12 protein-coding genes, 2 tRNA genes and 1 pseudogene are annotated in these 12,737 nt (G+C 48.5%); 7 read left to right on the top strand and 8 right to left on the bottom strand.

Annotated elements, in window-relative coordinates; all coding sequences use genetic code 11:
• Positions 1-436 precede the first annotated feature (436 nt).
• The 4 genes and pseudogenes from On2M_RS08425 to On2M_RS08410 all read right to left on the bottom strand — a co-directional run bounded on the left by On2M_RS08425 (position 437) and on the right by On2M_RS08410 (position 3,870).
• Positions 437-1,897: a phage tail protein gene (locus On2M_RS08425; RefSeq protein WP_247604961.1), complete on the bottom strand. Its 1,461-nt coding sequence runs from the start codon at positions 1,895-1,897 to the stop codon at positions 437-439.
• Between the two features lie 106 nt (positions 1,898-2,003).
• Positions 2,004-2,240 (bottom strand): annotated as a pseudogene (locus On2M_RS08420) (replication protein); the annotation flags it as partial.
• Complete coding sequence (locus On2M_RS08415) at positions 2,152-3,063, bottom strand: DnaT-like ssDNA-binding domain-containing protein (protein ID WP_210904634.1); 912 nt, start codon at positions 3,061-3,063, stop codon at positions 2,152-2,154. The gene On2M_RS08415 and the pseudogene On2M_RS08420, both read right to left, overlap by 89 nt.
• A 252-nt stretch (positions 3,064-3,315) precedes the next feature.
• Positions 3,316-3,870, bottom strand: a complete 555-nt coding sequence (locus On2M_RS08410; RefSeq protein WP_210904633.1) for a toxin YdaT family protein — start codon at positions 3,868-3,870, stop codon at positions 3,316-3,318.
• 62 nt (positions 3,871-3,932) lie between these two features.
• Here On2M_RS08410 and On2M_RS24405 point away from each other — a divergent pair, with 62 nt between their 5' ends.
• The 3 genes from On2M_RS24405 (at position 3,933) to On2M_RS08390 (ending at position 6,607) form a co-directional block, all read left to right on the top strand.
• On the top strand, positions 3,933-5,309 hold the full coding sequence (locus tag On2M_RS24405; protein ID WP_255588015.1) for an exonuclease: 1,377 nt from the start codon (positions 3,933-3,935) through the stop codon (positions 5,307-5,309).
• Positions 5,310-5,379: 70 nt separating this feature from the next.
• The gene (locus On2M_RS08395) at positions 5,380-5,622 is read left to right on the top strand and encodes a DUF4224 domain-containing protein (RefSeq protein WP_071667664.1); all 243 of its coding nucleotides are present in this window, start codon (positions 5,380-5,382) and stop codon (positions 5,620-5,622) included.
• The gene (locus On2M_RS08390; protein ID WP_210904632.1) at positions 5,597-6,607 is read left to right on the top strand and encodes a tyrosine-type recombinase/integrase; all 1,011 of its coding nucleotides are present in this window, start codon (positions 5,597-5,599) and stop codon (positions 6,605-6,607) included. The genes On2M_RS08395 and On2M_RS08390 overlap by 26 nt, the downstream gene beginning before the upstream one ends.
• A 2-nt stretch (positions 6,608-6,609) precedes the next feature.
• Here the strand turns inward: On2M_RS08390 and On2M_RS08385 are convergent, their stop codons facing one another.
• The 4 genes from On2M_RS08385 to On2M_RS08370 all read right to left on the bottom strand — a co-directional run bounded on the left by On2M_RS08385 (position 6,610) and on the right by On2M_RS08370 (position 8,697).
• Positions 6,610-7,233: a hypothetical protein gene (locus tag On2M_RS08385; protein WP_210904631.1), complete on the bottom strand. Its 624-nt coding sequence runs from the start codon at positions 7,231-7,233 to the stop codon at positions 6,610-6,612.
• Positions 7,234-7,245: 12 nt separating this feature from the next.
• Positions 7,246-7,572, bottom strand: coding sequence for an STAS-like domain-containing protein (locus On2M_RS08380; protein ID WP_149282021.1), 327 nt, complete (start codon positions 7,570-7,572; stop codon positions 7,246-7,248).
• The gene (locus On2M_RS08375; protein ID WP_149282022.1) at positions 7,565-8,488 is read right to left on the bottom strand and encodes a hypothetical protein; all 924 of its coding nucleotides are present in this window, start codon (positions 8,486-8,488) and stop codon (positions 7,565-7,567) included. The genes On2M_RS08380 and On2M_RS08375 overlap by 8 nt, the downstream gene beginning before the upstream one ends.
• A 119-nt stretch (positions 8,489-8,607) precedes the next feature.
• Positions 8,608-8,697, bottom strand: a tRNA-Ser gene (locus On2M_RS08370).
• A gap of 93 nt (positions 8,698-8,790) precedes the next feature.
• On the opposite strand from On2M_RS08370, the gene mtfA reads away from it, so the two are divergent.
• The 4 genes from mtfA (at position 8,791) to On2M_RS08350 (ending at position 12,733) form a co-directional block, all read left to right on the top strand.
• Positions 8,791-9,588, top strand: coding sequence for a DgsA anti-repressor MtfA (gene mtfA / locus On2M_RS08365; protein ID WP_151218921.1), 798 nt, complete (start codon positions 8,791-8,793; stop codon positions 9,586-9,588).
• 99 nt (positions 9,589-9,687) lie between these two features.
• Positions 9,688-9,763 (top strand) — tRNA-Asn (locus tag On2M_RS08360).
• A gap of 260 nt (positions 9,764-10,023) precedes the next feature.
• The gene (locus On2M_RS08355; protein WP_151219698.1) at positions 10,024-11,061 is read left to right on the top strand and encodes an extracellular solute-binding protein; all 1,038 of its coding nucleotides are present in this window, start codon (positions 10,024-10,026) and stop codon (positions 11,059-11,061) included.
• Positions 11,045-12,733, top strand: coding sequence for an iron ABC transporter permease (locus On2M_RS08350; RefSeq protein ID WP_187258793.1), 1,689 nt, complete (start codon positions 11,045-11,047; stop codon positions 12,731-12,733). Before On2M_RS08355 ends, On2M_RS08350 begins: the two co-directional genes overlap by 17 nt.
• Positions 12,734-12,737: the final 4 nt, after the last annotated feature.

The raw sequence follows: 12,737 nt of genomic DNA, 5'->3' as shown, positions 1-12,737 counted from the left end.
GACTTCTTATAGTCCTGTTTTTTTATAGTAATTTGAGGAAGATACGCCCGTACCTTCCGTAAATTATTATAACTCCATTCATTTATGACACCCTTACAGGCGGCCCCACAGGACCGCCTTTTTTTTCAAATATAATTGACTCACTGACGATTTATGTTTGTTAATGATTTACGTACTTCACGCTACCATCCAGTGTGGTATTGAGTAGTAGCATCCATATCATTAAATCCTTTTACCTCTTCTTTATCTGCCACAGTCGCCTGTACCATTGAAGCTTCAGGCAACGGACTTCGTGGCTGTAAAGCGCTTCCAGGTGAGGCTGTAATACCAACATGCTCACCCGCTGCTTTTCTGAAGCAGCGGCAGTTCAGTTCCTGCCGCAGACAAAGCAGAAGTTCTGTATCCTGCTGCGTCAGGGAAAGGAGTGTCTACCGCTTTAATATTCAATAAAACCCACATCCATCATGGGGCGGTTTACCAGCCAGAAATTGTCTGGGATACACACCAGAATCACCCAGGCTGTATTTGTTGTTGAAGGCCACGCCGGGAGAACATCGTAGGACGGATCAGAACAGGAGTCCCGATAGCCATAGATATTACAAAGGGGTGCCATCGCCGCTATCAGATCCATGGCCTGCTGGTCATTGCCCATCTTTCGCTCAAATAACGCCACTCCGGCCGTTCCTTCAACCCATACTCCCCTCCTGTGCCCCGGATAACCATAATCCGGATGATAAGGCGTGTATCCTCTGGTCTCTTTCGTCCCGTAGTAAAAACGGGACATGTATTTCTGGCAACGCCGCGCTTTTTCCTGATCAAAATTGGCAATAAAAGTCCCGCCCCAGCTTGACTGATCCAGAGCCGCCGCGTCATCGTATCTGTCCGGATGAACACCCTGACGAAAACGCCCCTCACTTTCGTTCCAGAACCCGGAGATTATTTTCTCTGCCAGTGCGTCTGCTTTTTCGGTATACCCTTCAAAGCCGGCTCGCCCCATCAGTTCAAACAGAAACCAGATATCCACGTTATGTTCCAGGGCGCACCATTCAGCAATAAAATCAGGATCAAAACTGGCGCCGCCATCATGAAATTTACCACGACCGCCCATGTACAGACCTTCCCGTAAGTCTCCCGGAATGCGGACTTTAAATGTTTCCAGCCACCGCATACCCTGAGTCAGTTTTTCTCTTACAAGGCTGGCATGTACACCGTCAGGGTATTTTTCAAGATAGAAAGCAAGCGCGTAGTAAACCCAGGCCGCATTGCCCATCCGGTAATATGCACGTGGAGACTGTCCTGATAACCGGTTAACATAAAACTTTACACCACCTTCTGGCTCCACCAGTGCACACAATCCGGCCACATAACGGTCTGTGGCCTCATGTCGTTGAACCATCAGCGCAAGTGCGGCAACCGCCTGATCATACGTGTAGCAGCGGTCTTTCATGACCCTGACCACATCCGGATCCTTTTCCTCAGCCATCCAGTAACTGCGAATGCACAGTGGAAATTCAAGCGTTGTAATCCAGGAATTGTCTTTCTTCCTGATTAAACGGAACTGTTTGGCTCCCTCCCAGCTGCGTTTAAAATAAAAAGTGCCGTCATGTTCAAGACTGGCCTCACCGTTGAAATATTCTCCGGTCGTGTAGGTATACATTTCAACCCGGTATTGTTCCGGCTCTGCTATATCACACTGTCCGTGAATGGCGTCGGTATAGTCATAATGAATATTTTCTGCGACCGTAAGCCGGATACGGCTGGATTCAACTTCAGGGCGTTCCAGCCTCAGCATTGCCGTCGTACAGCGACTGACAATATCGTCGAAGTTTTCGAATCGCTTTCCGTAGTTCTCCGGAGCCAGTTTACGTATTTCCTCCAGCACTTCAGCTGATTTCAGGACATTTTCTGCCGTGGCACGCTCATTTTCTGCAGAAACGGTGGCTGACTTTTCAGCCCTGTCCCGGGCGTCTTCCACCACCTCGCACAACGCAGCGGTCCGGTTATTCCGTCATAACCTGCTCCGATGTCAGTCCGAATGGATTCGCTCCACTCTCTGAAACCAGAGAAACAAACTCAGCCAGGTCTGGCGGCCATGTATTTCCCATTACGCAGCGCTCCATGCACTGCTGACAAACCAGCCGAATTTGCTGTTCAGTCATCGAACCTATCTGGGCTATCCAGATAGGCGAAGGCTCCGCCCCGTTCTTCTGGGTCCATCGGTTCGAATACACCTCCCCCATGACCTGCCACAGACGCCAGGCTGTTTCCGTCGCCATCAAGTCCATTCCTGCGGCGCCACTCTGCGTGGGCTGACTGAATTTGCTGAACTGCCCGGGATGCTGTTGGTTCTGCTCCTGCTCCCACATGACTGTTACCTCCGGTTTCTGGTTTTACCTGCGCTCTCACCCGGGCTACATGTCGGGCAAATTTTTGTTCCCACTGGATTTGCGTAAAAACTTTCCCTTCCGACTCCCAGTACGCAATGAATTCTGCGAGTTCAGTCCGAAGGTAATCTGGTTCAGGGAGGGAGATCCCCCACGATGCGGCACGCTGTCGGAAATCTCTGGATGGGAGCCAGCTATCTGCCATGCTGAATTTCCCGATCGGCTCATCAACACCGTCCAGATATCGGGGCATGGCCGGGGGCGGCAGTTCCTCCCCATTCGAATTTTTCATCGCGCACGCGTTAAGAGAGGGGTTTAAGATCTGTTTACTGCTAACTGCTTTCTGGATACCTGATGGCAAAGGTTTAGCCAAAGACTTAGCCTTATCCTTAGGCAAGGCGAAAGCCTTATCAAAAGCCATCCCCATAGCGTCAGAAACCCCGTAACATGCGGCTTTGAGAGCTTCATATGCTTTATCTTTCAGTGAACATTCAGGCAGTAATTCAAACGATCTCGCCCATGATTTGATCACGTTCACTGATGCTGGCGGGTTATGTTTGACCGCATTAGGCAACCAAAAAACTCTGGCTTTAAGGTCGGCTTCCACCATACCTAACGCTATGGCTTCGCCTAAGGCTAAGTCGAAGGCTTCGACATCCCAGTTTAATTCTTCAGCCATAGCAGCCCTCCCCGCCTTATACAGGCCGGGGATGATCCCCGTGAATGGACCTGTAAGCAGGTAAATAAACAGACTCTGCCCACTTGGCGGGAGTGGTGATAATGCTCGAAACTTCGGGTCATCCCACATGGTGATCTTCACCTTACGGTAAGGCTCGTTATTAGCCTTACTCTTAGGCATGGCCTTAGCCAAAGGATTAGGCATACTTCACCCCGCGAGTTGCAGTAATAATGGTCATTGGTCAAAACTCGATTAAAACAATTGCGGCGCTACGGCGCTTATACTCGCCAGTAGTGGTCCCGCCGCGTCAGCAGGTAACATGTTGAACAATGCGATTGCCGCCTCACGAATTTCCTTCTCGAGCTTTTGTAATGGAGCGCCAATTAACTTCGCATGGTGTGCCTCACTACACTCTTTGATAGCGTTCGCCACCAGCTCCGCTTCTGTGCTTGCATTACTTAACCCGTGCTTTCTGGCAATCTGAACTGGCATAGCGGCAATAATTGAACCTGAAAGCTGCATAACGTAAGCCGTGTACTTTTCCGAACCGCCCTCGTTTTTCAGATATCGGAACAAATTCTGTTTATTAACAGCAATTCCGCGGCCATCTGCTTTGGCCCACTCTTCAGCCACCAGCTGAGCGATCCGTTCCTGTGCCTGTCCTGGTAATGTCGATTCCCATTCACGAACGGCGGCCAATATGGCACGGTGCTGAATGCCGTCACGGCGCTGGGGTTTAAAATGATTTTCCGTTTTCAACGGAATAGCTAAACGCTGGCTATGATGTTGATACGTGGCTGATTGCATGATTAAGCCTCCTTTTGAGGTAAACCATCAGTGGGGTTAGGATAAAGATCAGGACGCAATTCGTGGGGGATAAAGGCAATCGTGTGTCGGAGATTCAGCGCACTGACTCAGGAACCAACGCTGGTGGTGGCAATAAGACCGATCGCAATCCGGAACTTGTCCACACACTGGACACTCTGGACATTGATATTGCGCTGGCCACACTTCCAATGGATTTCAACATCTACGATATCCCGGGTGGGGTCTACCGTCGCGCTAAAGAGATTGTCAGCAAGAAAGAAAGTCCGTTCAGCGAATGGTCTGAGGCGCTGCGCAAAACCGCTGGCATCCTAGACTATTCACGCGCCGCCATCTTTGCACTCATCCGCGGCACGTCATCCGAGTTAGTTAACTTTCCCGGACGGTTGCGGGCATATATCAATGCCAATCTAACCGAAAATGACCACTCAAATCCCTCAGAAGAAACGCTGGCGGCAGCCGGTCACGTGCCAGAAAAAAGCTGGGAAAACGAGATTAACGAGAAAGTCACAGCTGAACAGAACGCAGTAGTCGAACAACCAGAAATCACCAACATGGGCAACGGTGTGTTTTCCATCAATGGCCTAATGGGGAACCAGCAAGCGCCAGCGCTTTCTGTCATAGATCAGGTACGCCAGCGCGCCGTCGAAGAAAAATTACATCAAGGCACTACAGAGGAAACCACCAGCGATGTGCAGATGGAAGAAACTGACAACAACGAAATCAAAACTAATCCTGAAGTGTCTCAGAGCGAAGCAGCAGTTTTGCCAGTTAAAAGAGCTGATGCAACTGGTGACGCGTCAGCTTCCCTGAATAATGAACCCGTTCACCATATTGATACGGATCCCCTGAACGCTTTTTATACTCACCTGATGGTTGATATGGAAACTATGGGCAACAGTCCTGATGCCCCAATAGTCTCTATCGGCGCTGTATTTTTCGATCCTTCAACTGGTAACACTGGAGCCGAGTTTTATCGAGTTGTCAGCCTTGAATCATCGATGTCGTTTGGCATGAAACCGGATGCCTCTACAATTCAGTGGTGGTTGAAACAATCATCTGAAGCCCGCTCTGCCATTCTTGTTGATGAAGCCATGGGGCTGCTTGAGACTCTCGAACTTCTGGCTGACTTTATTGCTGAAAATGCTGCTAACGGTAGTCACACCGTTCAGATGTGGGGTAATGGATGCTCGTTTGATAACGTAATTCTTCGCCGCGCATACGCATTAACAGATACTCCCTTCGCTGTTCCGTTCTGGAATGACAGGGACGTAAGGACCATGGTTGAACTGGGAAAATCTGTCGGTATCAATCCACGCTTCGACATCCCGTTTGAAGGCGACATGCACAATGCGCTTTCTGACGCCCGACATCAGGTCAAATACGTCTCTGCAATCTGGCAACGCCTGACCGCAAACTGATTTTCTAATTTCACAATTTACGGATCCTGCCTGGTATGTTTTTACAGGCAGGCCATCAGAGAGATGAGCTATGCACGAACTTACACTGTCTCCTCAGGAAATTGCAGAAATTACTGGCTATCAGCGCTACACCCACCAGCAGCGACAGCTGCGGTGTCACGGCATACCGTTCACCACTGATGGGCGGAACCGCCCAATTGTATTGCGCAGAAGTATTGATCCCGGAGTTTCTGAATTACCTAAGGTCGATGAATATGTTGCACTTGAGCCAAATTACGACGCAATCAATGGGCAGACCAAGAAAAGATCCTAAAGACATGCACCTCCCGCCACGCGTAACTAAAAACCGTTATAGCTATGTGTGGAAGCCAAAAGGAACAAAACAAAGCGTAACTCTTGCACCTATTACCGGGACGAGTATGTCCCGGCTATGGGCGCGTTATGAGGAAGAAAAAGCCAAGCGTTCAGACGTAATGACATTTTCTAAATTATGGAAGTTATTCACCAGCAGCCCAGCTTTTGCTGAACTGGCTCCGCGAACACAGACTGATTACAGGTCGTATGAAAAAAACCTGGTCCCAGTGTTCGGGAATATGCGAGCAGATGACATAAAAATTGAGATGGTCAGGATCTATATGGATAAACGTGGCCAACGCAGTATTAACCAGGCAAACCAGGAACTCGGCGGGATGTCGCGTGTTTTCTCATGGGGATATGAACGAGGGTACGTGAAAGGAAATCCGTGCAAAGGAGTGCGCAAGTTCTCTTTAAAAGCCCGTGACGTGTACGTGACAGACGAAGAATATCAGGCAATCTATGAAGAGGCGGCACCAGCTCTCCGGGTTGGCATGGAGATATCTTACTTATGTGCAGCTCGCGTTTCGGATGTTCTCTCTCTCAAATGGTCGCAAGTAAGTGAGGAAGGCATTTTTATCCAGCAGGGAAAGACAGGGACTAAACAAATAAAAGTCTGGACTGAACGGCTTCATAACGCCATCGAACTTGCAAAAACTCTGGGTGGACGGGAAACGGTTATCTGTAGCAGCAAAAAAACTAAATACTCGAAAAGTGGGTTTAATGATCTGTGGGAAACGGCAAGGGAAGCAGCAGGAAAAAAACTAGATAGAAAACTGCCGTGTACTTTTCATGATCTCAAAGCAAAAGGGATTTCAGATTACGATGGTTCAAGTAGGGAAAAGCAGCTTTTCTCCGGACACAAAACAGAGAGCCAAGTTTTAGTTTATGACAGGAAGATTAAGGTTTCCCCAACTCTAAATTTACCGCCGATTGAAAAATAGCACTAACCTAAACTCTTATGCCATTTTTCAACCACAGACCATTTTTCTTTAAGCAATTTCAGTAGATGTAACGGCTTTGAAGGCAAATGATTATTTTGAAATTGACTATAAACTTGATTCATAGCCTCGCTTGAAAGGGAAAGGATTTCTTGCACTCTAGACGCTCTTTCTTGTTGCGTCATGTTATGTGCAGTTTCGCAGTCAAGTGTTACTTTTGTGAGAAAGTCTGCAATGAATAAATTATCAATGTGAATGCCCCTTGCATCAAGGAGTTCAATGTATTTGATAGATTGATTAATTTTTGTAAAAACCGTCATGATGAACATCTGTGAGGATGCTTCATCATGCTTAATTTGGGTTTTAATCTTGATGCCATTCATGTTTTTAACGACTGGCTTTGGCGATTTACATCTATCTAACCAATAATCAATCGCTAAGTCACTAACTTCATTCAATAATTTTGACAGAGCGTCAACGAGAGATTTGCTTTCAGAGCGAGTAGCAAGCTTTGCAGAGTTGTTATATGTAACAGCCCATCCTATAAATACTAAAACTATACTGGCAAGACTAAAAACCCAAGTATTTTGGGCTACTAAATCCAGTAGCCCAGGTTGCTCTTTGACCACTTAAACTATCCTTTAAGCCTTCTCAGGCTCGGCATTGTCTATAAAACGCTCAATTTGCTCTTTGTAGAATGGTAAATCACTTTTAATCACTAAGCGTTTTTTTATGCCTACTTTTGGCAGTCCCTCTTTTCGAACTAACCCACCAAAGGCTTCTTCAAGGAAAGAGGATCCTATGCCTAAAGCAATGCCGTTGAAGTCCACGACAACCTCTTCGTCACCAGCGCGTAAAGCGGGGACCAAGAAGTCTTTACGGAACTTTTCAGCACTATACGGACTATCGCTTACAAACCGACCAAATGGGGTTTTTGAAAAGTCCTTAGCAATGACGATGTTAATCATCTTCTCCTCTCCTCGGAACCAAAGACCACTCGATTAGGGTTCCTGGTATGTTCTCAGGCAGCCACTCACAATTGGGCTTCCCATCACTAGAATTATAGCGGTATCTGGCGTGTCCAGTTAATACTAGTAGTGTTTCGGACTCCGCACATCCAGAACCTATAGGCCTTTTTATATCCTCAGAACCATTCCCACGTCCAGCATTTAAATGTCTAGAATGGCCTGAAGACAAAGCTGTTGAAACGGTTATGCTCTCACCTATCGTACCAGAAGAATCAATCACTGGTCCAAACGACCTATGTATTCCTAACCCTAGGTCACATATGATGAAAACTACGGCATTTTTTTCTTTACTGTACCATGAGCATTGCCACCAACGTTTTCCACCTAATGCTGCAATTTGCCCTTGAAAACAAGGATCCTCATATGCATGGTATGACACATTAAGCATAGCTTCGTTCAATGCTGAACTCATCAATCCGAAAGCATCGGCATTCAAAAGTGCTTTCTCTTGGAGAGTTGTAACTGTCTCAAGCCAATGCTCAAAAGGTTCGACGGCAGATTGATAGTATCTTTTTTCCTGAACTAAACCTTGTAATTTCTTAAAGGTATTTGCTGTTAGTGCAGATGACAAGCCAGTGCTGACGATCCATCTATGTCCGTCAGGGTTTTCTTCTTTTTTAGGAAATTTGAACCGTATGCGACTTTGGACTTTTGTAATTAACTGAGCTCTGCTAACTATCGCAAACAAAAGTACTGTCGCAGCCGCGCTCGCGTAGACGACCTTAGATAGATCAATAGTGAGCTCGTGCTCATTTTTAACTGCAACAACATCGATAAAATTAAGAAAATTAAGGGTAGCTGGACGATGTTCGTCTGAGTAAACACACAATGTTTTGGGACTGGTGAGTTTAGTCATTTCCGCTATCCTTGCAAAATATTGAAAGGGGGATCAGTTTTTATACCAAGCGAATATACCAACACTTTACCAAGTGTGACATCTGTCGTTGTAGTGAAACGACATAAGTGCTTGAATAGTGGCGGAGAGAGGGGGATTTGAACCCCCGGTAGAGTTGCCCCTACTCCGGTTTTCGAGACCGGTCCATTCAGCCGCTCTGGCATCTCTCCGTTTTAGCGGTTGCCATGATGCCAGGTAATTTGGCATTTTAACAGACCCAGTTCCGTCAATTTCGTTCAAGTGACGAGTTTGCGAGCAAAACGATGATTAAGTGGCCCTGGAAAGAACAAGAAACAACCCGGAGTGATGACTGGCCGTGGGATGACGCCCTGGCCATTCCCCTTCTTGTAAATCTCACCGAGCAAGAACAAGCCAGACTTATCGCCCTTGGCGAGCGCTTTTTGCAACAAAAAAGACTGGTCGCACTGCAGGGGTTTGAGCTGGACCCGCTGAAAAGTGCACGTATTGCTCTGCTTTTCTGTTTACCTGTTCTGGAATTAGGGATCGAGTGGCTCGACGGGTTTCACGAAGTGCTCATCTACCCAGCCCCCTTCGTCGTGGACGATGAGTGGGAAGACGATATTGGGTTGGTGCATAATCAACGCGTTGTACAATCCGGACAGAGCTGGCAGCAAGGCCCGATAATCCTCAATTGGCTTGATATTCAGGATTCCTTTGATGCCTCCGGCTTTAATCTGATCATCCATGAAGTGGCGCATAAGCTTGATATGCGTAACGGCGATCGCGCCAGCGGTGTTCCGGCGATCCCCCTGCGCGATATTGCCGGTTGGGAACACGATCTGCATGCCGCAATGAACAACATTCAGGATGAAATCGATCTGGTTGGTGAAACCGCATGTAGCATAGATGCCTACGCAGCAACGGACCCGGCCGAATGCTTTGCCGTGTTATCCGAGTATTTTTTCAGCGCGCCTGAATTATTTGCTCCGCGTTTTCCTGCCTTATGGCAACGTTTCAACCAATTTTATCGCCAGAACCCTATGGAGCGGTTACGCGATACCCGAGAAGACGACGATTATCGCTCACCAAATGTGCATTAACACTGAATTTGAAGATTAATTAACCAATTGAAATGACGTACTAATTTTACTGTTGACACCTCATGATGAGGTCAGTAATATGCGCCTCGTTCACACGATTCCTCTGTAGTTCAGTCGGTAGAACGGCGGACTGTTAATCCGTATGTCACTGGTTCGAGTCCAGTCAGAGGAGCCAAATTTAAGAAGCCTGCTCAGGAAACTAAGCAGGCTTTTTGCATTTAAATCCGCCTTAAAACATCCCCTTTAAGCGGCCTGCCTGTCATAACATCCCCATTCCACGCCATATCACATCGTTGATTAAAGTTATGTAAATGTAAATTATTTACACTTTGCAATGATTGTAAGTGTTAGTGATTATCATTTATTGTACGCAAGCCATAAGAACGAGCCCCTGCTCGGTTCACTGTATGTTCCAATTACTCTGGGATAAAAACGATGAATGCTCTACCTCGCACCGGACTGCGCCGAATCACGCTTGCCTCTGCCCTGATTTTCTCTGTTAGCCTGCCGGCTTTCGCTCAGGAAACATTAACGCTATACACCACCCGCGAACCGGGCCTGATCCAACCTTTACTTGATAGCTGGACTAACACCAGCGGTATCAAAGTGAGTACGGTCTACATCAAGGACGGTATGCTTGAGCGTGTTAAAGCTGAAGGCAAAAACTCCCCTGCCGACCTGCTGATGACCGTCGATGCCGGTAATCTCATTGACTTAGTGGAAGCGGGTGTTACCCAACCGGTAGAATCCGAAGCGCTAAAAACCGCCATACCTGCCAACCTGCGCGGTGCGGATAATCAGTGGTTTGCGCTTTCTATGCGCGCCCGCGTTCTGTATGCCGAGAAGTCGCTGCCAATCGATAACTGGCACTACGAACAGCTCGCCAGCCCCGAGTACAAAGGTAAGGTTTGTATTCGTTCCGGTCAGCATCCGTACAATACGGCGTTGATCGCCGCGATGATTGCCCATCACGGTGAAGTCAAAACGGAAGAATGGCTGCGCGGCGTGAAGGCCAATCTGGCACGTAAAGCGACCGGCGGCGACCGTGACGTTGCTCGCGATATCCTCGGTGGAATATGTGATATTGGTCTGGCTAACTCCTATTACGTCGGCCATATGAAAAACGCCAAAGAAGGCAGCGATGCTCGTCAGTGGGGCGATGCCATTAAAGTTGTAAAACCTACCTTTGAAAATGGCGGAACGCACGTTAACATCAGCGGCGCTGCCGTAGCCCGCTATGCGCCAAATAAAGCCGATGCGGTTAAACTCTTGGAGTACCTGGTTTCCGCACCAGCTCAACAACAATATGCGAAAGCGAATTTTGAATATCCGGTACTGAAAGGCGTGACGCTTGACCCGGTTATCAGCGCCACAATTGGTGAAATCGACGTTGATAAAACGCCGCTAATCGAAATCGTGAAGTATCGTAAACAGGCTAGTCTGCTGGTAGATAAAGTTGGATTCGATCAATAAACCTCTGCAGGTTCCGACGTTACGCGGCCTGGTTTCCGGGCCGCAGTCATTATTAACGCCACTGCATCTTGGCGCGCTGTGCATAGCACTTGGCGTCCTGACCCCTATCGTTGCACTGATCTGGCAAGCCACTCAGGCCGATTTATCCCACTGGGATAATCTCATGACATATGTACTGCCTTCAGCGCTAAAAAACACCGTGCTGTTGCTGGCAGGTGTCGCGGTAATGGTCGGCGTCATTGGCGTAGGCAGCGCATGGGCGGTAACGGCATGGGATTTTCCTGGGCGCAAAATTCTCAGTTGGGCGCTGCTGTTGCCGCTGGCGATGCCGACTTACATCGTTGCCTTTGCCTGGCTCGATCTGCTGCACCCAATTGGCCCTCTGCAAACCTTTATTCGTTTCTTATTGGGCTTTGACAGCCCGAGACAGTTTCGCTTGCCCGATTTACGTTCCCTTTCCGGCGCAATCCTTCTGCTCGGCTTAGTACTTTATCCTTACGTCTATCTGACAACCCGTGCCATGTTTATCAGCCAGCCGGCCCATTTACTGGAAGCCGCACGTACGTTGGGATGTAGCGCTACCGGAACCTTTTTTCGCGTTGTTCTTCCCATGGCACGTCCGGCACTGGCCGTTGGGATCAGTCTGGCGCTGCTGGAAACGCTTAACGATATCGGCGCATCGGAATTCCTCGGAGTTCAAACGTTGACCGTTACCGTGTACACCACGTGGATCTCTCGCTCAGATTTATCAGCCGCTGCACAAATCGCCTGTATGATGCTGATGTTTATATTCTTGATTCTGACGCTGGAATTTTACGGCCGTAGAAAGCAGGGATTCAGCAGCAGGAGCCTGCGGGAAATTCAACCCACTCGCGTGCAGGGCTGGCGGGGCTGGCTACTTGGTATCGTTATTTCGCTGCCGGTTGTGCTGGGCTTTTTGGCCCCGGTCCTGTTTTTAATCTGGGAAAGCGCTAAACGCATAGGCGACGAGAACCCTGTCTCCTCCTCGTTACTGTCTGCATTACAAAATACGTTATCACTGGCAGCGGGAACCACGCTGGTGGTGGTTTGCGTCAGTATGTTAGTGGCCTGGAGCGCGCGTCATAGCGCCGCAGACAACACCATGCCAGGATTTCGTCGCGGCGTGATGCGTCTGGCCTCTTTAGGCTATGCGGTTCCCGGTACAATTCTGGCGATTGGGTTTTTAACCCCCGCCATGGCCGTCGACCGTTGGTTAGCAGATTTACTGGATGTTCGCGGCCTGCCGCTGATGTCTGCCGGGATCCTGCTGGTAATTTGCTGTGCCATGCGTTTTCAAGCGATTGCCATCGGCGCTCTGGACTCCGGCCTGGGACGTATTCCGCCATCCCTGGAACAGGCTTCGCGACTGTTGGGTGAGAATGGTATAGGGACATTTGCACGGGTTCATTTTCCATTGCTGCGCCCGGCGTTAGTGAGTAGCGCCCTGCTGGTTTTTGCCGATGCCATGAAAGAGCTGCCCACAACGCTGCTTTTACGACCAGTAAATTTCGAAACGCTGGCAACGTTGCTGTATGCAGAAGCTGCGCGTGGAACCTATGAAGAAGGTGCTATCGCCGCGCTAATGATTGTTTTAGCAGGTACGCTACCGGTTATTTTGTTGGTGCGTCACCAGATGACTCGCCGTGGTTAAGAGA

Origin of the sequence: Citrobacter sp. On2M, assembly GCF_018035235.1 — a bacterium.
Taxonomy (GTDB): Bacteria; Pseudomonadota; Gammaproteobacteria; order Enterobacterales; family Enterobacteriaceae; genus Citrobacter; species Citrobacter meridianamericanus.
The sequence above is the reverse complement of the archived record's forward strand: the minus strand, read 5'-3'. Positions and strand labels throughout refer to the sequence as shown.